This window comes from Acidovorax sp. (genome assembly GCF_016783915.1).
Lineage (GTDB): Bacteria > Pseudomonadota > Gammaproteobacteria > Burkholderiales > Burkholderiaceae_C > Acidovorax.
In genome coordinates this window covers 1-25,128 of sequence record NZ_JADHVT010000056.1, presented here as the reverse complement: position 1 = coordinate 25,128, position 25,128 = coordinate 1, and the positions used below count along the sequence as shown (strand labels likewise).

Below are 25,128 nucleotides of genomic sequence, written 5' to 3'. Positions count from 1 at the left end.
AACAAGTCTGTCCGTTTTCTGTCCGTTGCTGCTGTGGCCGCTTTTGCCGCTTTTGGTGCCCACGCTGATGAAGCCGATGCTTCGCAGTTCGCCACCAAGTTCGAAACCAACCGCACCCGCGCTGAAGTGCAATCTGAAGCCGCTACTGTGGCCCAGACTCGCTCCATCGAGCCAGCAGGTTCGCGTGTGGTGACCTACAAGTCCACGGCTGACCGTGCTGCCGTGCGTGCCCAGGCTGCTGAAGCTGTGCGCACCGGCCAGATCCCTTCTGGCGAAATCGGCAACGCGATGTAATTGCCAGAGGCCCCATGCGGACCGCATGAGGGCTTTGTGCAAAGTGCCAATGCAAAAAGGCCGGGGCCCTGTGAGGGGCCCCGGCCTTTTTTGTGACATCACTGCAGGAGTGGCTCAACAGCTTATGGAATCAGTGTGACACCGGTCTTGGCCTGCAGGGCCTCAAAAGTCACGCCGGGAGCCAGCTCCACCACTTTCAGGCCCTGGGGCGTCACGTCCATGACGGCCAGGTCAGTGATGATGCGGTCCACCACGCCCACGCCCGTCAGAGGCAACGTGCACTGGGGCAGGATCTTCAGGTCTTCGGTGCCATCCTTCTTGCGCGCCACATGCTCCATGAGCACGATCACGCGCTTGACACCAGCCACCAGGTCCATCGCGCCGCCCATGCCCTTGACCATCTTGCCGGGGATCATCCAGTTGGCCAGGTCGCCCTTTTCGCTGACCTGCATGGCGCCCAAAATCGACAGATTGATCTTGCCGCCACGGATCATGGCAAACGACTGGTCGCTGCCAAAGATGGACGAGCCCTTGATGGTGGTCACGGTCTGCTTGCCGGCGTTGATCAGGTCGGCATCCACTTCGTCTTCGGTGGGAAACGGGCCGATGCCCAGCATGCCGTTTTCGGACTGCAGCCACACCTCTTTGTCGGCAGGCACAAAGTTGGCCACGAGCGTAGGGATGCCAATGCCCAGGTTCACATAAAAGCCGTCTTCGAGTTCATGGGCGGCACGGGCCGCCATTTGGTCTTGACTCCACGACATAGATACTTCTCCAGCTTGTTCTGTACGGTTGTGCGGCAGCGGCTCAAACGCCCGCTTTTTCGGTGATGGTGCGCTTTTCAATGCGCTTTTCGGGCGTGGCGTTGTGCACGATGCGGTGCACATAGATGCCGGGCAGATGGATCTGGTCGGGCGCAATGGCGCCGGTTTCCACCACCTCTTCCACCTCCACGATGGTGATCTTGCCGGCCGTGGCCGCAGCGGGGTTGAAGTTGCGCGCCGTGAGACGGAACTGCAGGTTGCCCGACTTGTCGGCACGCCAGGCCTTGACCAGCGACACATCGGGCACCAGCGAACGCTCCATCACATAGGTCTCGCCATCGAACTCGCGCAGTTCCTTGCCCTCGGCCACGATGGTGCCCACACCGGTCTTGGTGAAGAACGCCGGGATGCCAGCGCCGCCAGCGCGCAGCTTTTCGGCCAACGTGCCCTGGGGGGTGAACTCCAGCTCCAGCTCACCGGCAAGGTACTGACGCTCGAACTCCTTGTTCTCGCCCACATACGACGAAATCATTTTCTTAATCTGGCGCGTCTCGAGCAGCTTGCCCAGGCCAAAGCCGTCCACGCCCGCATTGTTGGAGATCACGGTCAGGTTCTTCACGCCCGAATCGCGCAGCGCGTCGATCAAGGCTTCAGGAATGCCACACAACCCGAAACCGCCTACAGCCATGAGTTGGCCATCTGCAACCACGCCCTTCAGGGCTTCGGCTGCGGAGGGGAATAACTTGTTCACCACGATCTCCTTATGAATGGGATGCGCTACGATACTACGTACTTAAATAAGTAGTTTTCCGTAAAGATTAGCACTATGGACGTTGATTACCGGCTTGCCTTCGACATGGCCCCTGTGGGGCTTGTGCTGTCGCGCAACCGCACCATGGTCGATTGCAACCGCCATGTCTGCGACATGTTCGGCGCTTCGCGCGAAGTGCTCATCGGCCAGTCGTTCCAGATACTTTATCCGAGCGCCGACGAGTACGAGCGCCTGGGCGCGCACATGGAGCCCATCCTGAACGCCAAGGGCCACTACGCGGACAACCGCATCATGAAGCGTGCCAACGGCGAGGTCTTCTGGTGCCACGTGTCTGGCCGCGCACTCAACCGCAATGCCCCGCATGAGTCCGGCATCTGGAGCTTTGAAGACCTGAGTTCGCAGCGCACCGTGAAGGCGGAGCTGACGGGCCGCGAGCGCGAGGTGGCCGCCCGCCTGCTGGAGGGTTTGACCTCCAAGGAGATCGGCCGGGCCCTGGAGATCAGTCACCGCACGGTAGAGATTTACCGCGCACGTCTCATGCGCAAATACAACGCGTCCACCGCAGCTGACCTGGTGCACAAGCTGCTGGCGGGCGGCTGAGAAGCATCAAACCGCGTCAGGTTTTTTTAGGCCCGTCGATCACTTCAGCGGCAGTACGAAATGCATCCACCGCTGCAGGCAGCCCGCAATAGATACTGGCGTGCAGCAACACCTCTTGGATTTCTGCCGACGTGGCACCGTTGTTGAGCGCACCACGCACATGGCCCTTGAGCTCATGCTGTTTGCCCAGCGCCGTCAGAAAAGCCACGGTGATGAGGCTGCGCGTCTTCATGTCCAGCCCCGGCCGCTGCCACACATCGCCCCAGGCATTGCGGGTGATGAACTCCTGAATCGGCTGGGTGAACTCGGTGGCATTGCCAAAGGCATTGGCCACGAAGTCCTCGCCCATGACCTGCTTGCGCGTGGCCAGGCCTTTGTCGAAGTCCTTGGTGGACGGGGGTTGCTGTGTCATGCGGGCTCTCCTGTTGGTTTGACGCCGCGATGGTAGCTGCAGCACAACGCCCTTCGCCCCTCTGCCTTTTTCTACGACTACAACGGAGACACTGCCGCAGCAATCGCACAGCCCAAGCCAGGACGGCCGCGCAAGGGCCGCCCCGCAGCGCTGGTGGTATCCCCCTTCCCTCATTGCGCAGCAATTCGAGAGAAGGGGGAAGGCGCGAAGCGACTCAGGGGGTTGTCACAAATCAAACCGGTCCAGGTTCATCACCTTGGTCCACGCCTTGACAAAGTCCTGCACAAACACCGCCTGTGCATCGCTGCTGGCATAGACCTCGGCCAGCGCACGCAAGACCGAGTTGGAGCCGAACACCAGGTCGACCACGGTGCCAGTCCATTTTTTGATGCCCGTGCTGCGGTCCACTCCTTCCAGCACACCCGCTGCACCTGCCGACTTCTGCCATTGGGTGCGCATGTCGAGCAGGTTCACGAAGAAATCATTGCTCAGCGTACCAACTCGCTGTGTAAGGACGCCATGAGCCGCCTGGCCCACATTAGCACCCAGCACGCGCAGGCCGCCAATCAACACCGTCATCTCTGGCGCAGTCAGGGTCAGTTGGTTGGCACGGTCCACCAGCAACTCGGCCACAGCCCCCTCCAGCCCAGGGCGCAGGTAGTTGCGAAAACCATCGGCCACAGGCTCCATCACCTCGAACGAAGGCACATCGGTCTGCTCTTGCGAGGCATCGGTGCGGCCAGGGCTAAAGGGCACGGTCACATCCTGCCCAGCCTTCTTCGCCGCAGCCTCCACGGCAGCGCCACCGGCCAGCACGATCAGGTCCGCCAGCGAGATCTTCTTGCCGCCCGTCTGCGCGGCATTGAAATCGCGCTGGATGGCTTCGAGCTGACCCAGCACCTTGGCCAGTTGCGCAGGCTGGTTCACTTCCCAATCCTTCTGTGGAGCCAGACGGATGCGCGCGCCGTTGGCGCCGCCACGCTTGTCACCGCCCCGGAACGTGGAGGCAGAGGCCCAGGCCGTCGATACCAGTTCAGAAATCGACAAGCCCGATGCCAACACCTTGGCTTTGAGTGCTGTGATGTCTTGAGCATTCACCAGGGCATGGTCGACCGCCGGAACCGGGTCTTGCCAGACCAGCACTTCAGCAGGCACCTCAGGCCCCAGATAGCGGGCACGCGGACCCATGTCACGGTGCGTGAGCTTGAACCAGGCGCGCGCAAACGCATCGGCAAACTGCTCGGGGTGGGCCAAAAAGCGGCGCGAAATCTTTTCGTAGACTGGGTCAAAGCGCAGCGATAGGTCGGTAGTGAGCATGGTGGGCACCAGCTTTTTCGACGGGTCGTGTGCGTGCGGGATCGTCGCCGCCGCACCCTTGGCCGTCCACTGGTGGGCACCCGCCGGGCTCTTGGTCAGCTCCCACTCATAGCCGAACAGGTTTTCAAAATAGTTGTTGCTCCACTTCGTGGGCGTGGTGGTCCAGGTGACCTCCAGGCCGCTGGTGATGGTGTCACCGCCTTTGCCAGAACCATGGCCGCTCTTCCAGCCCAGGCCCTGGTCTTCAATGCCCGCCCCCTCTGGCTCCTTGCCCACCAGCGCAGCATCGCCCGCCCCGTGGGTTTTGCCAAAGGTGTGGCCACCCGCGATCAGCGCCACGGTCTCTTCATCGTCCATGGCCATGCGCGCAAAAGTGTCGCGGATATCGCGCGCGGCAGCGATGGGGTCAGGGTTGCCGTTCGGGCCTTCAGGGTTCACATAGATCAGGCCCATCTGCACAGCAGCCAGCGGGTTGGCCAAGTCGCGTTCGCCGCTGTAGCGCTTGTCGCCCCCCAGCCAGGTGGATTCGGCACCCCAGTACACGTTCTCATCCGGCTCCCACACATCGGGGCGACCACCGGCAAAACCGAAGGTCTTGAAGCCCATGGATTCGAGTGCGGCGTTGCCGGTCAGAATCATCAGGTCGGCCCACGAGATCTTGCGGCCATATTTCTGCTTGACAGGCCACAGCAGGCGGCGGGCCTTGTCAAGGTTGGCGTTGTCGGGCCAGCTATTAAGTGGCGCAAAACGCTGCTGCCCTGCCCCTGCACCACCGCGCCCGTCGGCCAGCCGGTAGGTGCCCGCGCTGTGCCACGCCATACGCACAAACAGCGGTCCATAGTGGCCAAAGTCTGCGGGCCACCAGTCTTGCGAATCAGTCATCAGCGCGCGCAGGTCGGCCTTCACGGCGGCAAGGTCGAGGCTCTTGAATTCTTCGGCGTAATTGAAGCCGTCTCCCATCGGGTCGGTGAGCGGGGAGTTCTGGTTCAGAGGGCGGAGATTGAGCTGGTTGGGCCACCAATCGGCATTGCGGGGGCCCGTGGGCACGGCCTTGGTGTGGTCAAAGGGGCACTTGGCTTCTGTCGTCATGGGTCATCTCCTGTGAAAGCGCGTCGGCAAAACGTATCGACAGGACAGATGGTAGGAAGCAAACCATGACAGGTAAATTGAATCGATTGAATCTCATTAATAGCCAATTTCAATAAAACACCTTCACTCCATTGATTTCACTGCGCCCCATGGATTCATCAAACAGGAGGCCGCTTTAACGCAAGTGAGCCAGCCGCAGTCCAGGTGCCCCCATGTCAGCCCGCAGGATGCGGCCATGGGTCGAGTCGGTGACATACACCGTGGTACGCCCTGCCCCGCCAAACGCCAGGTTGGTGGTGGAGCTGCCCGGTGCGCCGCGCAACACCTGCACGGGCTCGGCCCGGTGGTTCAGCACCCACACGTAGCCCAGGCCCGGGTTGGCCACCAGCAGGTGACCCTCGGCATCCACGGCTAGGCCGTCGGGGCCGCTGGGGCCATACGAGGTGAAGAACTGGTTGACCTTGGCCACGCTGCCATCGGGCAGCAAAGGCACGCGCCACACACAGTTGCCACGCGTCACGGCCAGATACAGCACGCGGCCGTCGGGCGACAGGGCCACGCCGTTGGGGCTGGGCACGTTATGCAGCAGCAAGTCGAGCTGACCATTGGGCCGCAGGCGATACAGGCGGCCACTCGGGTCGTGTAGGCCGCTCTGGCCCTGGTCGGTGAAGTAGAGGTTGCCTTCGGCGTCAAAGATCAAGTCGTTCATGCCTTTGAAACGCTCGCTGTTGCGGCGCTGCAGGTACGGGGTGACGGCACCCGTGGTCACGTCGAGTTGCATCAGGCCGTTCTTGTAGTCGGTGATGAGCAGCGTGCCGGGCTTCAAAAACTTCAGGCCGTTGGGCTCGCCGTCGTACTCAGCCACCAGCGCCCATTCGCCCTGGGGGTTGATGCGAAAAACCCGGCCCCAGGGGATGTCGCTGACGTAGAGGTTGCCTGCGTCGTCGAACACCGGGCCTTCCAGGAACGAATCGGTGATGGTGCCGCCCCGGTTGGCGTCAGCCCAGTCGCTGCGCTCGCGGCGGCGAAAGTGCTCGGGCATGGTGGTGAACAGGTCGAGATCGCGGACCTCAGGGGCTTGCAACAAAAACATGGCGGGGTCTTTCCAATTCGTTCAGGCGGCGGGAACGGCATCGAAACCATACAGCCGTGCCGGGTTGTCGACCAGGATGCGGGCCATGACCGCGTCGCTGCCAGCCCAGGCCTGCAGCAGATCCACCAGATCGGCGTCGTTCACGGTGCCGGGCGTCTCGGTGGTGTGCGGCCAGTCGCTACCCCACACCAGGCGCTCGGGCGCGGCCTGCACCAGGGCCTGACCCAGCGGCAGGGTGTCGGCGTAGCTGGGGCCATGCACGGCTGAGCGCATGTAGGCGCCCGAGAGCTTGACCCAGGTGTTGCCACCATCGAGCAGGCCGCGCACCACGACGTAGGCCTCTGCAGCCGGGCCTTCGGCGGGATCGATGCGCCCCAGGTGGTCGATGACCAGGGGCACGGGCAGCGCATGCAACTGGTGCGCGAGGGCGATGAGCTGCTCCGGCTGCGCAAAGATCTGGATATGCCAGCCCGCGCACGCCGGGTGCTCAGTCACCTTGCGCGCCAGCGTGGCCAGCATGGCGGGCGTGGTGGTGCCCCACGATTGGGGCGAGACGAAATTGACCCGCAGCCCGCGCACACGGCGCGCAGCCAGGTGGGCCAGTTCATGGGCACTCACGTCCTCGCCCACCACGGCCACGCCGCGTGCAGCGTCGCCCAACTGGTCCAGCGCATCCAGCGTGCAGGCGTTGTCGGTGCCATAGGTGGATGGCGTGACCACCACTGCGCGCGTGGTGCTCAGGCGCGCCTGCAGCTGCCTGTACACCGCCACAGGTGCCACCGGCGGCGTGCGCGGCCAGTGGACTGACGGCGCAAAGCGCGGGTCAAAGATGTGCATGTGGCTGTCGCACGCACCGAACGGCAGCTGGCGCTGCGGGCGGTTCAGGCCCACCGAGTGTGGTACGGGCGTGGTCAGCGCTGGCAAAGGCATGGGTCAGTCGAGTTTGATATTGCCCTTCTTCACGACCTCGCCCCACTTCGCGTCTTCCTTCTTCAGGAAGGCGGCAAAGTCTGCGGGCGTGGAGCCGATGGGCTGGGCGCCCAGGTCGGCCAGGCGCTGCTTCACTTCGTCTTCCTTCAACACCTCTTGCAGGGCCTGCTGCAGTTTGGTGGCCACGTCGGCAGGCACGCCCGCTGGCAGGAACACGCCGTTCCACTCATAGGCCTCATAACCGGGGATGGCCGCCTCGGCCACCGTGGGCACATCGGGCAGGCGCTTGGAACGCTCAGGCGCCGACACGGCCAGCGCACGCAGCTTGCCGCCCGCCACATGCGGGTAGGTGGCAGCCACCGTGCCGAACATGAAGTCCACCTGGCCCGCGATCACATCGGAGATGGCGGGGCCGCCGCTCTTGTAGGGCACGTGCACCATGTCCAGGCCCAGCTTCTGGGCCATCAGCTCCGCCGCCAGGCGCTGCACCGTGCCGCTGCCGCCCGAGGCAAAGTTGATCTTGCCCGGCTGCGCCTTGGCCTTGGCGATCAGCTCGCCCACGTTCTTGTAGGGCGCGTCGCTTTTGACAATCAGCACATTGGGCGCCAGCAGCACCAGCGACAGCGGCTGCAGCGCGTTGGCGGCATATGGCATCTTGGGGAAAAGGTGCGGGTTGATGGAGTACGGCGTGGCGTCGTACAGCATGGTGTAGCCGTCTGCCGGGGCCTTGGCCACAAAGCTGGCGCCAATGGTGCCGCTGGCACCGGCCTTGTTGTCCACGATCACGCTGCCGACGAGCTTGGCGCCCAGGCGGGTGGCCACCACACGGGCCACGGCATCGGCCGCGCCCCCGGGTGCGTAGGGCACGACGATGGTGATGGGCCGCTCGGGGAAGGCGGCGTGAGCCACGCCAGCGGCCAGGGCGCAGGCGGCGATCAGGGGTTTGAGGAAGCGAAACATGGGTGTCTCCAATCAGTTCTAGGTTCTACAACAGGGCGGCTCAATCTGCTTTGAGATCGAGCGCCTTGGCAATCTGGCTATAGGTGGTCACTTCACGGGCCACACGGGTCGCAAAGGTATTGCCACACACCGATTCGGCATCCATCCCCAGGCCGCGCAGCTTGTCGATGGCCGATGCGCTCTTGGCAAAGTCGGCGGCCGTGCGCTCCAGCGCCTGGGCGATGGGCTCGGGCAAGCCCACAGGGGCCAGCACGCCGTACCACACGTCGGCAGCGTAGTTGCCACCACCCGCCTCGGCAAACGTGGGCACCTCGGGCACCAGGGCCGAGCGCTGGGGCTCGCCCACGGCCAGCGCGCGCAGCTTGCCGCTTTGGATCTGCGGCAGCACCGAACCCAGCGTGGCAAACGAGCTGTCGAGCTGGCCGCCCATCAGGTCCGTCACCACCGGTGCCGCACCCTTATAGGGCACGTGGTTGAGCTGCAGGCCCTGGGCGCGGGCAAAGATCTCGGTGGCGAAATGGCCTGAGCTGCCCACCCCGGCCGTGCCCGCCGTCACGCGGCCAGGCTCGGCGCGGGCCTTGGCCTGATAGTCGGCCAGGGTCTTCACCGGCAGGCTAGGGGCCACCACCAGCACCGTGGGGCTGCTGGCCACCGTGCACAGGGGGCGGAAGGACTTCACCGCATCAAACTTGACGCGGGCCTGGTACAGCGCCGGAATCATGGTGTGGTTGGTGGCACCAAACAGCAGCGTGTAGCCATCAGCCGGAGCGCTGGCCACAGCCTGGGCGGCAATGATGGTGCCCGCACCGGGCTTGTTGTCGATGATGAACGGCTGGCCCAGCGCGCGGCTGGCGTGGTCGGCAAATGCGCGCGCCACCACGTCGGTGGGGCCGCCCGCCGCAAAGCCCACTACCAGTTTCACGGGCTTGGTGGGATAGGCCGTCTGCGCATGCGCAGAACAGAATGCTACTAAAAATATAGCTGCCAGCGCATGATTGACTAGCGCAAGAGGCCTATTTTTCTTGAAATTGCGTGCCATGGTCTGTTGTCTCCTGTGCGGCCGGGCGCAGTGCCCGGCCATGTTCTTAGGGCAGGCGCGGCGCTCAGACCGCGGCCACTGCGTCCGGTGTGCGGGCCAGCACGGCCAGTAGATTGCGGGCGGCGCCTACGCCCATGTTCACGTAGGCATCACTCGTTACGCCACCGATGTGGGGGCTGAGGACGAAGTTCTTCTCGCCCTGGAAGGGGTGGCCTGCTGTCATGGGCTCCACCGCAAAGCTGTCGAGCCCCGCCGCCATCACCTGGCCCGAGCGCACGGCGGCCAGCAGCGCGGCCTCGTCGATCAGGCCCCCGCGTGCGGTGTTCACCACGATCACGCCGCGCTTGCATTGCGCCAGCGTGGCGGCGTTGAGCATGCCTCGGTTGTCGTCGGTCAGCGGGCAGTGCAAAGACACAGCATCCGACTCACGCCAGATGGTTTCCAGATCCACCGCCTGCACATAGGCAGGCAGGCTCTTGGCAAACGGGTCAAAGCCGATCACGCGCATGCCCAGGGCGTCGGCCATCTTGGCAAAACGCAGGCCGATGGCACCCAGGCCCACCAGGCCCACGGTGCGGCCGCCCAGCTCCAGGCTCTTGTGCGTGGCCTTGTCCCAGTGGCCAGCGTGCATGCGCGCGTCGAGCTGCACCACCGATTTGGCGCAGGCCAGCAGCAAGGCCAGGGCCTGCTCGGCCACGGCGGCGGCGTTGGCGCCCACGGCGGCCACCACCTCAATGCCGCGGGCTTGTGCGGCCACCTTGTCGATGGTGTCGGTGCCGCAGCCGTGCTTGGAGATGACCTTGAGCGCGGGGGCCGCGTCCATCACCGAAGCGCCCACCTTGCCGTAGCGCACGATGATGGCCACGGGGTTGTGCGCACCGCACAGGGCCACCATGTCCTCTTCCGTCGGTGTCTTGCCTGCGTAGACGATCTCGTAGCCTATGAGCAAATCCCGGGCTTGTTGCGCCAGGTCGGCGCCCGTCACGATGATGGTTGGGTTCACAGCGATTCCCCTTCCTTCAAAACACCCGCAGCGCGCAGGGCGGCAGGCAGCCATTTCGATGCGGTGTCACCACGGGCGATGGCTTCGATGCGGGCGGCTTCGTCGGCCACCTTCTTGCCGGCCAGGGCCAGCATGGCGGGGGCTTTTTCGCGCTCGATGACGACCACGCCATCGGCGTCGCCCACCACCAGGTCACCCGGGTTCACCACCGCGCCACCGGCGCTGATGGGGTGGTTGATGCGGCCGGGCACGTACTTGGTGGGCCCTGCGGGGTTGAAGCCCGCGCTGAACACGGGGAAGTCCAGCTCCAGAATTTCCAGCTTGTCGCGGATGGCGGCGTCCACGATCACACCCGCCAGGCCGCGCTTCTTGCAGGCGCTGAGCATCAGCGTGCCCATCAGCGCCGCCGTCTGGTCGCCCTTGCCGTCAATCACCAGCACATCGCCCGGCTGGGCCAGGGCGATGGCGGCGTGGATCATGAGGTTGTCGCCGGGGCGCACTTCCACGGTGAAGGCGGGGCCAGCCACCTTCATGTTCTGGTGCACAGGCGCCACGCGGCCATGCATGGTGCCGCGGCGGCCCGCCACGTCGGCCAGGATGGCGGCTTGGTAGGTGGCAGCTTGGGCCACGACGTCGGCGCTCACGCGGTCGATGGTGCGGATGATTTCAGGGAGTTGGCTCATGGGAAGGGTCCGATTGAGGTAATGAAAACGAGGAAGCAGCGGTTTGTTTTTTGATAGGTGGTGGATCGCGGGTATCAGTCGGCCTTGATGTTTCCGTGTCTGATCACCTTGGCCCACTTGGCCGAGTCGGCCTTTTGCAGGTCGCCCAGTTGCTGGGGCGTGCCACCCACCAGCGTCACGCCCAGCTTGTCGGCCAGGGCCACGAGGGCGGGGTCTTTCAGCGCAGCGGCAATCTCGCGGTTCAGGCGCTGCACGATGGCGGTGGGTGTCTTGGCGGGGGCAAACACGGCCTGCCACTGCTCCACCACAAAGTCCTTGAGCCCCGTCTCGCTCATGGTGGGCACGGCCGGCAGGGCCTTGAGGCGTTGGGCCGATGTGACGGCCAGGGCGCGCAACTTGCCAGACTGAACATGGGGCAGTGCTGCGGCTGCGGGGGCAAACATGAACTGCACCTGCTCGGCCAGCGTGTCTTGCAGTGCAGGGGTGTCGCCCTTGTAGGGCACATGGATGAAGCGCGCGCCAGTTTGCTGCTGCAGCAGCTCGCCCTGCATTTGCAAGATGGTGCCGTTGCCGCCCGAGGCAAACGCCAGCTTGCCCGGCTGGGCCTTGGCGGCTGCCAGCAGGTCGGCCACCGTCTTGAACGGCTGGTTGGCGCCCACCACCAGGATGTGCGGGATGGTGCCCACGGTGATCACGGGCTCAAACGCCGTGATGTGGTCGTAGGGCAGCTTGGCCATCAGGTGCGGGGCAATCGCCTGCGGGCCGATGGACGTGCCCAGCAGCGTGAGCCCGTCCGGCGCGGCCTTGGCCACATAGGCCGCGCCAATGGTGCCGGTGGCCCCGGCTTTGTTGTCCACGATGACGTTGGTGGACAGGGCCGTGCCCAGCTTGAGGGCGATGTTGCGGCCCAGCACATCGGTGCTGCCACCGGCGGGGTACGGCACCACCCAGGTGATGAGCTTGCCCGCAGGCCAGTCGCCTTGCGCCCAGGCGGGTAGCCCCATCCCCACACCTGCGCCCGCAAAGGCCAGGGTGGTCAGCAGGTGGCGGCGCTGGGCGCCGTGCGTTGAAAGGGGAGATACCAAAGAGGTCATGGTGCAAGGCCCTCAGACAGGGTTGGGGAATGAAAAAGTCGAGACCGGCGGGAAGCCGTAGAGCGCGGCAGGGTTGGCAACCAGCACGCGGCGCAGTGCATCCGCACCGGCCTGATCGCACCAGCGCGCCAGGGTGTCGATTTGCAATGCGTCGTCCGGCACGGGGTGCAGGCCAGCGCTGGCGGTGGCGTGGGGCCAGTCGCTGCCCCACAGCACGCGCTCTGGTGCGGCACGCAGGTAGCTGACGGCCAGTGCATCGAGCGCCGGGTCGTCCACCGCGTGGGTGGCGCTGACGATGTAGCCGCCCGAGAGCTTGACCCAGGCCCGGCCCTCGCCCATCAGCTGCAGCAGCAGTGCGTGGGCCGGGTGTGTCCCGGCTTGCTCGGGTGCGATGCGGCCCAGGTGGTCGAAAACCAGCGGCACGGGTACGCTGCGCAGCACATCGCCCAGGCAGGCCAGCACATCGGGCGCCATCAGCAGCTGCAGGTGCCAGCCCCAGGGGGCAATGCGCCGGGCCAGCGGCAGGATGGAGGCCACCGAGCCGGTGACGCCCAGCGACAGGTTCAGCCGCACGCCGCGCACGCCCGCGTCGTGCAGGGCTTGCAATTGGACATCGCTCTCGCTGCCATCGATCACGGCCACGCCCCGGGCCTGCGTACCCAACGCGGCCAGGCCCTGCAGCATGCAGCGGTTGTCTGCACCGTAGGTGGATGGCGTGACCAGCACCGTGCGCTCGGTACCCAGGCGCTGCTGCAGCGCGCGGTAGTCACTTGCCGACGCATTGGGCGGCAACAACTTGGCACCGGGCGCAGCGGGAAAGCGCTGGTCATACACATGCACATGGCAGTCGCACGCCCCTGCAGGCAGCGCGGTGCGGGGTGCCGTCGTTCCCTGCGAGAACGGTACAGGCGTGACAAGGCGATCGCGGGTCATGGCGAAGGGCAGTCAGCGGAGGGATGAACGGGGCGGCTCGATCAGTCCAGGCTGGCGCCAGAGTCCTTCACGATCTTGGACCAGCGGGGCACTTCGGTGCGCAGCAGTGCCGCAAATTGCTCGGACGTGCCCCCAAGGATGTCACCGCCTTCAGAGCGCAGCTTGTCCGCCACGTCCGGTTGCTTGAGGGCCTGGTTGATGGCCTTGTTCAGCTGCGCCACGATGGCTGCGGGCGTACCGGCTGGGGGCCAGCACTCCGAACCAGGTCACGGCCTCAAAGCCCTTGAACCCGGACTCCGCCAGCGTGGGCACATCCGGCAGCTGCGCCGAGCGCTGGGCCGAGGTGATGGCAATGACCTTGAGCTTGCCATTGCGCACATGGCCCAGCAGCGTGGGCACGGACGACATGTACAGATCAATCTGCCCGCCCATCAGGTCCGTCATGGCCTGGGCCGCGCCCTTGTAAGGGATGTGGCGCAACTGGATGCCAGCAGCGTTCTCTGCCAGTTCCCCGGCCAGATGGGCCACGGTGCCGTTGCCCGAATAGCCCAGCGTCAGGGCATCAGGCTTGCCCTTGGAGGCAGCCACCACATCGGCAAAGGTCTTGAAGCGCGAGTTGACCGGCACCGCCATCACGATCGGCGAGGACGACACCAGCGCCACCGGCGCCAGGTCCTTGAGCGGGTCGTAGGGCAGCTTCTTGTACAGCGTGGGGTTGATGGCGAGGTTGCTGGTCTGCCCCATCACCAGCGTGTAGCCGTCAGGGTCGGCCTTGGCCACAGCGTCCACCCCCAGGTTGCCACCGGCGCCGGGGCGGTTGTCCACGATCACGCTCCACTTGTTCTGGTCGGCCATCTTCTGCGCCACGGCGCGGGCAATCATGTCGGTACCGCCACCGGGCGGGAACGGAACAATCAGGCGGATGGCCTTGGCGGGGTAAGCCGTCTGCGCCTGCGCAGCGCCGTGGGGCACGGCTACGGCCGCAAGGCCCAGGAAAGCGGCGCACAGGCGCGCACTCAAAGAACGTGAAAGCGATGAAAAAGCGGTCATGGATTTGTCTCCGTTATGGTGGTTTGTCTCGCCGGTCTGCAAGGGCCTGTTCGGGCCTGGCGCCGTGGAGTGCCAATGTACGCACGCGTTTCAGCCCATACAATGCAGTTGCACACAATGAAACGAATTGCGCCATGAGCAACCCACCCTCCTCGCCTGTGCGCCCTGCCCCGCACAAGGCCACCACACCGGTCGTCACCACCCCGGTGGCCGATGAGAGCGCAGATGCGCAAGTCAACGCTACGGCCAAGGACAACGGCGGCGTGATCGCTGTGACACGTGCACTGCAGGTGCTGGAGGCCTTTTCACTGGGCGAATCCAGCCTGTCTCTGGCAGAGCTGAGCCGCCGCTGCAGCCTTCACAAGACCACAGTGCTGCGACTGGCCCGCACGTTGGCGCAGTCCGGGTTCATGGTGCAGCGCGAGGACGGCGACTGGCGCCTGGGCCCGGCCGCAGGCTGGCTGGGTGCGCGCTACCAGGCAGGCTTTGACGTGCAGAACGTGCTGGAGCCCGCGCTGCGTGAGCTGACCCTTGCCACCGGCGAAAGCGCTGCGTTTTACGTGCGTGAAGGCAATGTACGCACCTGCCTCGTGCGCGTGGAAGGCCCGCAGGCGCTGCGCCACCACGCCCGCATGGGCGAAGGACTGCCGCTGGACAAGGGCTCGCCGGGCCGCGTGATCCTGGCGTTTTCGGGCGAGCCAGGCAAGGCCTATGAAGAGATCCGCAAGAAGGGCTACCACTGGTCCATTGGTGAACGGGAACAGGGCGTGGCCACCGTGTCGGCGCCGGTGTTTGGCATGCACTGGCGGCTCATGGGCTCAGTGTGCATCTCAGGCCCGGCCTCGCGTTTGCCCGCAGAAAAGCTCGAAGCGCTGGCGCACACCGTGATCGCTGCAGCGACACAGTTGTCCTACGCGCTGGCAGGGAGTTCGGCTGCGCCTGCCCATGCCCCCGTGCGGGCGACGCAATGGCATCCCTGATACTTGCATCCATTATCCACCACGCACAAAAACCGAGGAGACCACCGTGAGTCGCTACCCCTTCCCCGACCTGAACACCCTGCCCGAGGACATCCGCGCGCGGATTCTTGAAGTGCAGGAGAAGGCAGGGTTCATTCCCAACGTGTTCCTTGCGTTTGCCCGCCGCCCGGCGGAATGGCGTGCATTCTTTGCGTACCACGATGCGCTCATGCTCAAGGAAGAAGGCAGCCTGACCAAGGGCGAGCGCGAGATGATCGTCACCACCACCAGCGCGGCCAACCAGTGCCTGTATTGCGTGGTGGCGCATGGCGCGATCCTGCGCATCTACGAGAAGAAGCCGCTCATCGCCGACCAGGTGGCGACGAACTACCGCAAGGCGGACATCAGCCCGAGAGAGCGGGCCATGCTCGACTTCGCCATGAAGGTGTGCCAGAACGCCCACGAGATCGACGACACGGATTTCGAGGCCCTGCACCCCCATGGCTTCGATGACGAAGACATCTGGGACATCGCAGCCATTACTGCTTTCTTCGGGCTGTCCAACCGCATGGCCAGCTTTGCAGGCATGCAGCCCAACCCAGAGTTCTATCTGATGGGGCGTGTGCCCAAGGCCAAGCCTGCGGCCTGATCAAAACCATGCGCGCCGCACGAACGATCTGGCTGTGGGTGCTTGCATCCCCTGCAGTGCAGGCCGCAGGGTTTGGGCCACCGGAGGGCATGCTGCCCAGTTACCCGTTATCTGTGGCTGTGCCCGCTGGCGCGCTGTCCCCGTTGCGATCCGCCTCGCTCTTCCGAGAAGAGTCCAGCACCGGGGCGGCGCCCACTTACTACATCGGCACCGGCGTTGTTGGGTCGCGCCTGCCTATTCCGGACACTCCGGGTGCTAGTGCCTGGCAGGTGGTACCCACCGCTGATTGCGCGCGCCTGGAGCCCGTGCCCACCACACTGCTGCGCACTCCCGCTGTGCAGGCCGTGGTGGTGCAACAGAACCCCCTGCCCATGGAGTGCGCTGCGGCCTTTGAAGGGAGCTGCACCAGCCGCGATGGAGAACTACGCATCACCACGGCTTTCGAGGGCCGCCGCCGCGCCGCGCGGGTGGGCGGCGGCTTTTTCGGCACCGAAGGCACCATCGACACCACGTTCTATACGGGCGTGCGCACCCTCAGCATCGAACACCTGCCCAGCCGTCTTGTGCTGCGCATGCAAGAACGCCTGAACAACACCAACGGCTATAGCGCTCCGCAGACAGCCATCCGCTACTTGCCAGAGCTGCAGCGCCTTTTGCTGCTGGGAGCCTCAGAGGCGCAGGGCATGCCTCTGGCGCAATGCGTTGTACTGCCCTCACGACAAAGGCCATGCCACCGCGACTCCGCTGACCAGCACCCGCCCTAGGCGGTGCGACGGATAGGCCTACGGGCCTCAGGCCGGCAAGTCTGCGTCAGTCTCGCGCACCCAGGGCTGCTGCGCCCGCCACTGGTCCAGCCAGTCCGGTACCTGCTGCGCAGGCATGGGCCGCGCGATGCCATAGCCCTGGCCCAGCACACAGCCCATGGCCAGCAGCTTGCGGCCGTGTGCCACGGTCTCCACACCTTCGGCAATCACCTTGCGGTTGAAAGCCTTGGACAGGCCGACCACACCCTGCACAATGGCCAGGTCGTCGCGGTCTTCGAGCATGTCGCGCACAAAGCTTTGGTCGATCTTGAGCAGCTCTGCAGGCAGTTTTTTCAGGTAGGTCAGCGACGAATAACCGGTCCCAAAATCGTCCAGCGCAAAACGCACGCCCAGCTCGGCGCATGCGTGCATCAGGCCAGACACCTGGGCCATGTCCTGCAACGCGCTGGTCTCCACAATCTCCAGCTCCAGCGCCGACGAAGGCACCGAGGGATGCGCGGCCAGCGCCTGGCGCAGCTTGTGCACAAAGTCCTCCTGCTGCAACTGCTTGGAGAACACATTGACGCTGACGGGCATGTGCAGCCCCGCCGCCAGCCACTGCGCCATCTGCGACAGGGCCATGTCCAGCACCCGCTCGCCAATTGCAATCGCCATGTCGTGGTCTTCAATGACCGGCAAGAACTGCCCCGGCGCCAGCAGGCCCCGCTGCGGATGCAACCAGCGGACCAGCGCCTCCATGCCCACCACCTCGCCAGTCTGCATGTTGACCTGAGGCTGGTAGTACAGCACCAGTTCCCGCCGCGCAATGGCGGTGGCAATCTGCTCCAGGCTTTCGCGCTTGATCCGGATGGCCGCATCGCTGGCCACATCGAACAGATGGAACCGATTCTTGCCCGCCTGCTTGGCCAGGTACATGGCCTGGTCGGCATGGCGGATAAGCTGTTCCGAACTGGAACCATCCTGTGGGTACATGGTGACGCCGATGCTGGCAGACACCTGCAGGGACTGCCCGTTCACCATCACCGGCTCAGCCGCCACCTGCAACAGCCGCAACAACAAGGGCTCGCAGTCGTGCTCGGCCGTCAGGTCAGTCATGACGGCCACAAACTCGTCGCCACCAATACGCGCCAGCGTGTCGCCATCGCGGAGCGCTGACCGCAGACGCTTGGCAATCGCCACCAGAAACTCGTCGCCCGCTGCATGTCCATGCCGGTCGTTGACGTCCTTGAAGCCGTCCAGATCCAGAAAGGCCACCGCCAGCGACTTGCTACGGCGCACACAGTGCGCCATGGCCTGCTGCAGCCGGTCGGCCAGCAGCACGCGATTGGGCAGGTGGGTGAGTATGTCAAAGTGCGCCACCTCGGCCAGCTGCTCGTTGATACGGCGCATCTGCGCATTGGCAGCCTCCAGCTCGGCCTGGCTGCGCAGGCGCTCGGTCATGTCGCGAACGATCATGCTGCTGTATTGGCGGCCCTCGCTGTCCCCATAGATGCTGGAGCTGATCTCGGCGGTGAAGTGGCTGCCATCGCCCCGTACCATGGTCAGCAGCCCAACCGCCTGCCCGGCCTGCTGGCGCCGGGTCAACAGCTCCTGCAACCGAGGGTCGGCAGGGTCGGCCAGCCCCGTGCGGCCACGCGCAATGATCTGCGCCTCGCTCAGCCCAAACAGTCTGCAGGCTGCCTGGTTCACCGTCAGCACCGTGCCATCGGGCGAGGTCAGCAACACGGCGTCCATGCTGTTGTCAAACAGCGCTTTGAACTTGAGTTCGCGATCCTGCAGCTGAGATGTCAGCTTGCGCCGCATGGTGATATCAACAAAAGTCACCACAATTTTATCGATCCCGCCGTCCGGTTTGAACCAGGGGTCTGCTCGGCACAGCACCCAGCAGATATCCGCGTCTTTGGAGCGGACGATGCCCACCACAATGCCTTTGACCGGCTCGCGGGTGGCAACCACGCGCGAGGCGGGGTAGTCAGACACCGGCATGGTCTCGCCTTCCTCATTCAGGAAGGACCAGGCCGGGTCAATCAGCTGTTTGCCGGTCATCTGATCAAAGCTCAGGCCCAGGAGATTGCTGGCCTCAGCGTTGCAGCGCACCACAGCACCCGTCGCATCGTGGATGACCAGACCCGTCATCAGGTTGTCGATGAGCGACCGCTGCTCGGTTTCGCTGTCGCGTAGCACTTGTTCCACCACCAGCCTTTGCTGCTCGCTTTCGCGCTCGCGGCGTGCCAGGCGCAACGACACGAACTTGATGAACGCCAGCAACAGGGCAGTCAGCGCCAGTGGAGTGTCGATGCTGCGGGCCCATACCTGCCAGAACCGGCGCTCGGACTGGCCCACAAACACCGTTACCGGGAGCTTGTCGAGCCGATGGAACAGGTTGATGAAGTTCTGGCCGTTGAGCAGCGCATTGGGCCCTTCCACACGCCCTTGTACCGGGAACTGGTGCTGCGTGAGGTGTTGGCTCAGCGCGCCGTCACGGCGCGTGCCATAGACCTCGTCCTTGGTGACTGCGGTGGGCACCGGGTAACGGGTCATCAGGTAGCCATCGTCACGCAGCACGCCCACCGTGAGCTGCTGCACCAGCGGCGCGTCTTTCCAGAGCGACTCCAGAAAATCGATGAGAAACACATCGGTCAACACCGCCCGCGCCTGGCCTTGCGGGTCCCGCAGAACATAGCGCAGGGTGAAAACCCAGTCCTTGTTCAGCGCATCGCGCTGTGGCCGCCCCAGGTAGATGTCGCGCAGGTCCCGTGCGTCGCGCGCAAAGTCCTGAAAGCTGGGTTGACCGGCCAGACTGGTGAGGCCCTGCAGGCTGGGCGTGTGCGACGAGGCCAGCAATTGGCCGTTCATGTCGCTCACGTAGGTCTGGCTGACTTCGGGGCGGTGTTTGCGGTAGTCCACCAACAACTGCTGCACCTGGGCCAGGTTGTCGATGCCACCAGGCGAGATCGCAATGGTCTCCGCCAGGCTGAGCATGCCCGCGCGTTTGGAGAGAAAGAAAGTATCCAGCGTCCGCGTGAGCAGCACCAGGTTGGACTGCATGTGCTCCTCTTCACGGCCCTTGACCTGCCCCCATTCGTCAAAGGCGTACAGACCAAACATGAAGAGAACCGACGCGATGACCAGATTGGTCACCTTGTTGATGCTATTGGCTGCTGCGCTTGCTTGGATGGTTGAATTCATTCAGAAAGCACAAAACGGCACGTCGGTGCAGTGTTAGAAATCCCCTCCCCGGCTTTATTCGCTTTCTTCTCTCATCGCCCGGGCCATCCTAACAGGTAACAAAAAGAACGAGGGAGTGAAGGAGAAGGCGCTGCGTAGGGGCGGCGGTATGAACGCGGTACGCCGCGCCTCGGTACCCAGGGGCTGGATCTGCTGGCTGCCTCGGGCGCAAATACTATACTTTTGATAGCAACCCAAGCATATATCACTAGCGCTACCAGCCAAATTCTCCAAATAATATTCCGCCAGCCCCGCCAGAGGGCTCAGGAGCCAGGGCGGAGGGTCAGCTGGCAGTGACCAGCGCCCGCATCCAGTCGGGCAGCGGCGCCGCCTTCTGCTGCGGAAAGTCCACCCAGATCGTCGTAGCTCCGCCCGCTGCGCAAATCACGCCTGGCTGGTCCACGCGCTCCATCGTGCCCCAGGTCTCGAACGTGGTGCGGCCCGGGTCACTCACGTAGAGCTTGAGCAGTACGTCGGCCGGGTATTCGAGCTGCTTGTAGAAGTTGCAGAACGCATTGACGATGACCGGCCCCTGCCCGCGCGGGTCGGGGTTGCAGCCCACGGACACCATCCACTCGATGCGGGCAGTTTCCAGATAGCGGAAATACACGGTGTTGTTGACATGGCCCATCGCATCCATGTCGCCCCAGCGCACCGGGAATCGCATCTCGAAAACCAGCTTCTTGACCTCGGGAATTTCTATCTTCATATCCGCCAGCGTCCCGTGGATCAGACCCCAAACCCGTCGTCGGCAGCGATCACCGCGCCATTCACAAAATGGCTCTGGTCGCTGGCCAGCATCACCAGCAGCGCGTCCAGGTCCTGCGGCTGGCCCACACGCTTGCGCGGGAGCATGTCCATGAGCTTCTTGCCCTGCTCCGTCTGCCAATGGTGGTGGTTGATTTCCGTGTCGATGTAGCCGGGGCAGATGGCATTCACATTGATGCCGTACCGGCCCCACTCCAGGGCCATCGCCCGGGTCATCTGCACCACGGCGGCCTTGCTCATGCAATAGGCGCCGATCTGCGGCAACACCTTGAGGCCCGCCATCGAGGCAATGTTGATGATGCGCCCGCCCGTGAAGCTGCCCGGCGCCGCGCCGCGCGAGCGGGCCAGCATGCGCTTGCCCACCTCTTGCGCCACAAAGAAGGCGCCCTTCACGTTGGTGTCGAAGATGAAGTCGTAGTCCTCGGGCGTCACGTCCTGGATGCGCTGCGTGGTGCTCACGCCCGAGTTGTTCACCAGAATGTCGATGGAGCCCATTTCGGTCTCGGCATGGGCCACGGCGGACTTGATGGAGTCGTGGTCGGTCACGTCCAGCTCGATCACATGGGCGTCACCGCCCTCGCCTTCGATGCGCGCGCGCAGCTCCTTGAGTTTTTCCACCCGGCGGCTGGCCAGCACGACGCCTGCGCCCGCTCGGGCCAGCGTGCGGGCAAACTGCGCGCCCAGGCCGCTGGAGGCGCCAGTGATGAAGGCCACGCGGCCGGACAAGTCAATGCTGTATGCCATTTAGAGTCTCCCTACTGATCAAAATAGAACGGTCGTTCGATTGTCTATATTCCGTGAATACAATCAGTCGCCAGACAGACAGGGCGCGGTCGGCGCTCTGTAGAAAATAATCCATTATCAAACGCCCGACGAGAAGCCCATGACCAACGAAGAAATCCTCGCCCAATACGGCCCCCGCGAATCCATGGAATACGACGTGGTGGTCGTTGGCGGCGGCCCTGGCGGCCTTGCCACTGCGATCCGCCTGAAGCAACTGGCGGCCGAAAAAGGCCAGGACGTCTCGGTGGTGGTGCTCGAAAAAGGCTCTGAACCCGGTGCGCACATCCTGTCGGGTGCCATCATGGACCCCAAGGCCCTCACCGAGCTGATCCCCGACTGGAAAAAGCGCGGCGCGCCCCTGAACCAGCCCGTCACCGACGACGCCTATATCTTCCTCAGCGAAAAGTCGGGCTTTCGCGTGCCCAACATGTTCCTGCCGCCGTTTGCCCACAACCACGGCAACTACATCATCAGCCTGGGCAACCTGACCAAATGGCTGGGCGAACAGGCCGAAGCCCTGGGCGTGGAGATCTTCCCCGGCTTCACTGCGGCTGAAGTGCTCTACAACGACAACGGCTCCGTCAAGGGCGTGGCCACCGGCAACATGGGCGTTGGCAAGGATGGCGAGCCCACCGAGAACTTCCAACTCGGCATGGAACTGCTGGGCAAGTACACCGTTTTTGCCGAAGGCGCACGCGGCCACCTGGGCAAGCAGCTGATTGCCAAGTTCCACCTCGACAAGGACCGCGACCCGCAGAGCTTCGGCATTGGCGTGAAGGAACTGTGGGAGATCGACCCCAAGAAGCACCAGCCCGGCTTTGTGATGCACACCGCCGGCTGGCCCATGGAGAACGACACCTACGGCGGCGCCTTCCTGTACCACCTGGAGGGCAACAAGGTGGCCCTGGGCTTCGTCACGGGGCTGGGTTATGCCAACCCCTACCTGAGCCCGTTCGAGGAGTTCCAGCGCTGGAAGACGCACCCCAACGTCCGCTACTACTTCGAGAACGAAAAGGGCGAGATCACGGCCAAGCGCCTGTCGTATGGCGCGCGCGCCATCAACGCCAGCGGCATCAATGCCCTGCCCAAGACCGTGTTCCCGGGTGGCGCACTGGTGGGCTGCAATGCGGGCTACCTGAACGTCGGTCGCATCAAGGGCAGCCACGCCGCCATCAAGACCGGCATGCTGGCCGCCGAAGCCGCCTACGACGCCGTGGTGGCAGGCCGCCAGCACGACGAGCTGACAGCTTACCCCGAAGCCTTCGAAAAGAGCTGGCTGCACACCGAGCTGAACAAGGACCGCAACTTCAAGAACTGGTTCAAGTACGGCCTGACGACGGCCACGCTGATGAACGGTTTCGAGCAGTTCGTGCTGCGCGGCCACATCCCCTGGACGCTGCACCGCGACAAGCCCGACCACGCGTACCTGAAGCCCGCCGCCGAGTGCAAGCCCATCGTCTACCCCAAGCCCGATGGCAAGCTGACCTTCGACCGCCTCTCCAGCGTGTTCATCAGCAACACCAACCACGAAGAGAACCAGCCCGCCCACCTCACGCTCAAGGACCCGAGCGTGCCGGTCAACATCAACCTGGCCAAATACGCCGGCCCCGAGGCGCGCTATTGCCCGGCGGGCGTGTACGAGTTTGTGCCCGACACGACCAAGGGCGGTGATGCCCAGCGCCTGCAGATCAATGCGCAGAACTGCGTGCACTGCAAGACCTGCGACATCAAGGACCCCACGCAGAACATTGTGTGGGTCACGCCGGAAGGCGGCGGTGGCCCGAACTACGCGGGCATGTAAGCTTCTTCAAAATTCATAGCGCCTTGCGCTTGAAGGGCCTGCACTGCAGGCCCTCTTTTATGGAGATCAGCCCGATCTACGGCGAAACGTCCGTCACGCGGCGGCGCGCGTGAGTTGAAACTGTCCCATCGCACCCGCCAGCCGGTTAGCCTGGTCCTTGAGGCTCTGTGCCGCTGCGGCGCCCTGCTCCACCAACGCGGCGTTCTGCTGTGTCATGTGGTCGAGTTGGTCCACCGCCTGGCTCACCTGGCCGATCTGCGTGCTCTGCTCGCTGCTGGCCTCGTTGATCTCGGACATCAGCGTGGTCACACGCTCCACGCTTTGCACGATGTCGCCCATCGTGGAACCTGCGGTCACCACCAGCCGGGCGCCGTCACTCACCTTGTCCACGCTGGTGGAGATCAGCGCCTTGATCTCGCGCGCCGCATTGGCGCTGCGCCCGGCCAGGCCCCGCACCTCGCTGGCCACCACGGCAAAGCCGCGCCCCTGCTCACCCGCACGCGCTGCCTCCACAGCCGCATTGAGCGCGAGGATGTTGGTCTGGAACGCAATGCCATCGATGATGCCCACGATGTCGGCGATCTTCTTGCTGCTGGCATTGATCTCCTCCATGGTCTTGACCACCTGGTGGACCACTTCGCCCCCCTTGCTGGCCACCTCGGTGGCATTGAGCGCCAGGGCATTGGCCTGACGCGTGCTGTCGGCATTGGCCGCCACCATCTGCGCCAGCTGGGCAATGCTGGCCGCGGTCTGCTGCAGGTTGCTGGCCGCATGTTCTGTGCGCACGCTCAAGTCCGTGTTGCCCGCCGCCACTTCGGAGCTGGCGACATGGATGGATTCGCCCGAGTCGCGCACCTCGGTCACCACGTAGTGCAGCGACTCGACCATCTTGTCCAGCGCCGTGAGCAACTGGCCGATCTCGTCGGTACGCTGGGTTTGCATACGCACTGTGAGGTCGCCCCGCGCCACCACTGCGGCCGCCTCGGAGGCCTGGCGCAGCGGCAGCACGATGGAGCGCCGCAGCAGCCAGCCAAACAGCGCCGACAGCGCCACCACCACCAGCACGGCCACGGCGCTGACCCATTGCGCACGGGACGCGTCGGCAATCATGCTGTCGCCCGCCTTCAGGGAGGACTGTTCGGACGCTGCAAGCAACTGGTCGATGGACCGCAGGTATTGGGTCAACGCGGCGGCGTGCTCCTGCAGCTCTTTCTGGCTGATGATCTTGGCTTCCAGGGCGTTTTGCACCAGTGCGTCCCGCAGCGCGGCATATTTCTGGCGTTCGGCCTGGGCCTGTGCCCACAGCGGCCTCGCGCTCTCGCTGGAAGCCGCCTTGGTCAGCGCTTCATCAATGCGCTTGCGCATGGCGTCTTCGGCGGCGATCTGATTGCGCATTTCGGCCACCAGGGGGAACACATCGGACGACAACGTGGCCCGCAATGCAATCTGGCCGATATAGACCGACTGGGTTTTCCAGTCGCGCACGGTGCGTTCGATGGGCAGTTGCTCCGTGGTCAGCAACGTGGCCTGACGGCTCGTGTCCTGCCCTGTGAGCCAGGTGGTGGCCCCCAGCAGCGCCACCGCAAAGCCCAGAATACCAAAGCTGGCCGCCAGTTTTTGTCCCACGCTCAGAGTCCGGCGGTGCCGCGCAGGTGCAGGGCTCTGAGCGGCAGCGTCTGGCACGGCACGGCTGAACTCCGCGTCGGCCGGTGCGGCGGAGAAGGCGGCGCCACCAGGCGCCCCGGATGTGGCGGGCAAATAGTTCATGAGCGTTCTCCTGTTTCATTTCCCGCACCGTGCGGGGGTCGAAGTCGGGGAGGTGACCAGCGCCGTGCACCGTGCGCCCCCAAAGGCTCAGAGCACACAACACCTGCCCCACCGGGGTCAGCGGGCCGTCACGTCAGGACGCGACACATTCGCCAAAGCCGCCACCGCCGGGGGTTGCGATCTCGAACACATCGCCGGGCTCCATCAGCGCCGCGCCAATGTGGCCCAGCTCCTCCACCTGGCCATTGGCACGCAGCACCCGGTTGGCACCAGGCCTGCCCGGCTGGCCGCCCGCCATGCCAAAGGCGGGGTTCAGTCGCCCGTTGGACAAGATGCTGGCCGTCATCGCCTCCAGGAAGCGCACGCGCCGCACGCC

At 64.5% G+C, this 25,128-nt stretch carries 23 protein-coding genes and 1 pseudogene; 6 read left to right on the top strand and 18 right to left on the bottom strand.

Going from position 1 to position 25,128, the window contains the following annotated elements:
- Positions 1 to 18 precede the first annotated feature (18 nt).
- Positions 19 to 294 carry a DUF4148 domain-containing protein gene (locus ISS20_RS12420; RefSeq protein WP_291436988.1) on the top strand — a complete coding sequence of 92 codons (276 nt, stop codon included), beginning with the start codon at positions 19 to 21 and terminating at the stop codon, positions 292 to 294.
- Between the two features lie 122 nt (positions 295 to 416).
- Here ISS20_RS12420 and ISS20_RS12415 read toward each other — a convergent pair whose 3' ends face one another.
- Positions 417 to 1,058, bottom strand: coding sequence for a CoA transferase subunit B (locus ISS20_RS12415; protein WP_108625636.1), 642 nt, complete (start codon positions 1,056 to 1,058; stop codon positions 417 to 419).
- A gap of 43 nt (positions 1,059 to 1,101) precedes the next feature.
- A complete protein-coding gene (locus tag ISS20_RS12410) occupies positions 1,102 to 1,809 on the bottom strand; it encodes a CoA transferase subunit A (RefSeq protein ID WP_056067750.1) in 708 nt (235 codons plus the stop codon).
- A gap of 75 nt (positions 1,810 to 1,884) precedes the next feature.
- Between ISS20_RS12410 and ISS20_RS12405 the strand changes: the two genes are divergently transcribed.
- Positions 1,885 to 2,430 carry a PAS and helix-turn-helix domain-containing protein gene (locus ISS20_RS12405; protein WP_291436981.1) on the top strand — a complete coding sequence of 182 codons (546 nt, stop codon included), beginning with the start codon at positions 1,885 to 1,887 and terminating at the stop codon, positions 2,428 to 2,430.
- A 16-nt stretch (positions 2,431 to 2,446) separates the two neighbouring features.
- Here the strand turns inward: ISS20_RS12405 and ISS20_RS12400 are convergent, their stop codons facing one another.
- The 11 genes and pseudogenes from ISS20_RS12400 to ISS20_RS12350 all read right to left on the bottom strand — a co-directional run bounded on the left by ISS20_RS12400 (position 2,447) and on the right by ISS20_RS12350 (position 14,033).
- Positions 2,447 to 2,842 (bottom strand): carboxymuconolactone decarboxylase family protein, encoded by a 396-nt coding sequence (locus tag ISS20_RS12400; protein ID WP_291436979.1) that lies wholly within the window; start codon positions 2,840 to 2,842, stop codon positions 2,447 to 2,449.
- A 225-nt stretch (positions 2,843 to 3,067) separates the two neighbouring features.
- A complete protein-coding gene (gene katG / locus ISS20_RS12395; protein ID WP_291436977.1) occupies positions 3,068 to 5,248 on the bottom strand; it encodes a catalase/peroxidase HPI in 2,181 nt (726 codons plus the stop codon).
- Between the two features lie 175 nt (positions 5,249 to 5,423).
- Positions 5,424 to 6,341 carry an SMP-30/gluconolactonase/LRE family protein gene (locus ISS20_RS12390; RefSeq protein ID WP_291436976.1) on the bottom strand — a complete coding sequence of 306 codons (918 nt, stop codon included), beginning with the start codon at positions 6,339 to 6,341 and terminating at the stop codon, positions 5,424 to 5,426.
- A 21-nt stretch (positions 6,342 to 6,362) separates the two neighbouring features.
- Entirely contained in the window at positions 6,363 to 7,271 is a 909-nt protein-coding gene (locus tag ISS20_RS12385; RefSeq protein WP_291436974.1) for an amidohydrolase family protein, read from the bottom strand.
- Positions 7,272 to 7,274: 3 nt separating this feature from the next.
- The gene (locus ISS20_RS12380; RefSeq protein ID WP_291436972.1) at positions 7,275 to 8,231 is read right to left on the bottom strand and encodes a tripartite tricarboxylate transporter substrate binding protein; all 957 of its coding nucleotides are present in this window, start codon (positions 8,229 to 8,231) and stop codon (positions 7,275 to 7,277) included.
- Between the two features lie 40 nt (positions 8,232 to 8,271).
- Positions 8,272 to 9,270, bottom strand: a complete 999-nt coding sequence (locus ISS20_RS12375; RefSeq protein ID WP_291436969.1) for a tripartite tricarboxylate transporter substrate binding protein — start codon at positions 9,268 to 9,270, stop codon at positions 8,272 to 8,274.
- A 64-nt stretch (positions 9,271 to 9,334) separates the two neighbouring features.
- Entirely contained in the window at positions 9,335 to 10,273 is a 939-nt protein-coding gene (locus tag ISS20_RS12370; protein WP_291436967.1) for an NAD(P)-dependent oxidoreductase, read from the bottom strand.
- Positions 10,270 to 10,956, bottom strand: a complete 687-nt coding sequence (locus ISS20_RS12365; RefSeq protein WP_291436965.1) for an RraA family protein — start codon at positions 10,954 to 10,956, stop codon at positions 10,270 to 10,272. The genes ISS20_RS12370 and ISS20_RS12365 overlap by 4 nt, the downstream gene beginning before the upstream one ends.
- Positions 10,957 to 11,030: 74 nt before the next feature.
- Positions 11,031 to 11,960 (bottom strand): tripartite tricarboxylate transporter substrate binding protein, encoded by a 930-nt coding sequence (locus ISS20_RS12360; protein WP_291436986.1) that lies wholly within the window; start codon positions 11,958 to 11,960, stop codon positions 11,031 to 11,033.
- Positions 11,961 to 12,062: 102 nt separating this feature from the next.
- Positions 12,063 to 12,983, bottom strand: coding sequence for an amidohydrolase family protein (locus tag ISS20_RS12355; RefSeq protein ID WP_291436963.1), 921 nt, complete (start codon positions 12,981 to 12,983; stop codon positions 12,063 to 12,065).
- A 41-nt stretch (positions 12,984 to 13,024) separates the two neighbouring features.
- Positions 13,025 to 14,033, bottom strand: a pseudogene (locus ISS20_RS12350) (tripartite tricarboxylate transporter substrate binding protein).
- Positions 14,034 to 14,167: 134 nt separating this feature from the next.
- Between ISS20_RS12350 and ISS20_RS12345 the strand changes: the two are divergent.
- Genes ISS20_RS12345 through ISS20_RS12335 form a run of 3 tightly spaced genes read left to right on the top strand, consistent with a single transcriptional unit; the run spans position 14,168 to position 16,405 of the window.
- The gene (locus ISS20_RS12345) at positions 14,168 to 15,013 is read left to right on the top strand and encodes an IclR family transcriptional regulator (protein WP_291436961.1); all 846 of its coding nucleotides are present in this window, start codon (positions 14,168 to 14,170) and stop codon (positions 15,011 to 15,013) included.
- Positions 15,014 to 15,059: 46 nt separating this feature from the next.
- The gene (locus tag ISS20_RS12340) at positions 15,060 to 15,641 is read left to right on the top strand and encodes a peroxidase-related enzyme (RefSeq protein WP_291436958.1); all 582 of its coding nucleotides are present in this window, start codon (positions 15,060 to 15,062) and stop codon (positions 15,639 to 15,641) included.
- A gap of 8 nt (positions 15,642 to 15,649) precedes the next feature.
- Positions 15,650 to 16,405: a hypothetical protein gene (locus ISS20_RS12335; protein ID WP_291436956.1), complete on the top strand. Its 756-nt coding sequence runs from the start codon at positions 15,650 to 15,652 to the stop codon at positions 16,403 to 16,405.
- Positions 16,406 to 16,432: 27 nt separating this feature from the next.
- On the opposite strand, the gene ISS20_RS12330 is transcribed toward ISS20_RS12335, so the two are convergent.
- The 3 genes from ISS20_RS12330 to ISS20_RS12320 form a co-directional block, all read right to left on the bottom strand.
- Positions 16,433 to 19,594 carry an EAL domain-containing protein gene (locus ISS20_RS12330; RefSeq protein WP_291436955.1) on the bottom strand — a complete coding sequence of 1,054 codons (3,162 nt, stop codon included), beginning with the start codon at positions 19,592 to 19,594 and terminating at the stop codon, positions 16,433 to 16,435.
- Between the two features lie 322 nt (positions 19,595 to 19,916).
- On the bottom strand, positions 19,917 to 20,342 hold the full coding sequence (locus ISS20_RS12325; RefSeq protein WP_291436952.1) for a thioesterase family protein: 426 nt from the start codon (positions 20,340 to 20,342) through the stop codon (positions 19,917 to 19,919).
- A gap of 20 nt (positions 20,343 to 20,362) precedes the next feature.
- A complete protein-coding gene (locus ISS20_RS12320) occupies positions 20,363 to 21,145 on the bottom strand; it encodes an SDR family oxidoreductase (RefSeq protein ID WP_291436951.1) in 783 nt (260 codons plus the stop codon).
- A gap of 139 nt (positions 21,146 to 21,284) precedes the next feature.
- On the opposite strand from ISS20_RS12320, the gene ISS20_RS12315 reads away from it, so the two are divergent.
- Positions 21,285 to 22,985, top strand: a complete 1,701-nt coding sequence (locus ISS20_RS12315) for an electron transfer flavoprotein-ubiquinone oxidoreductase (RefSeq protein WP_099730083.1) — start codon at positions 21,285 to 21,287, stop codon at positions 22,983 to 22,985.
- Positions 22,986 to 23,078: 93 nt separating this feature from the next.
- Here ISS20_RS12315 and ISS20_RS12310 read toward each other — a convergent pair whose 3' ends face one another.
- Together ISS20_RS12310 and ISS20_RS12305 are read right to left on the bottom strand one after the other, a co-directional pair.
- Positions 23,079 to 24,752 (bottom strand): methyl-accepting chemotaxis protein, encoded by a 1,674-nt coding sequence (locus ISS20_RS12310; protein WP_291436948.1) that lies wholly within the window; start codon positions 24,750 to 24,752, stop codon positions 23,079 to 23,081.
- A 133-nt stretch (positions 24,753 to 24,885) separates the two neighbouring features.
- The coding region (locus tag ISS20_RS12305; RefSeq protein ID WP_291436946.1) for a hydantoinase B/oxoprolinase family protein at positions 24,886 to 25,128 on the bottom strand (243 nt) is incomplete at its 5' end.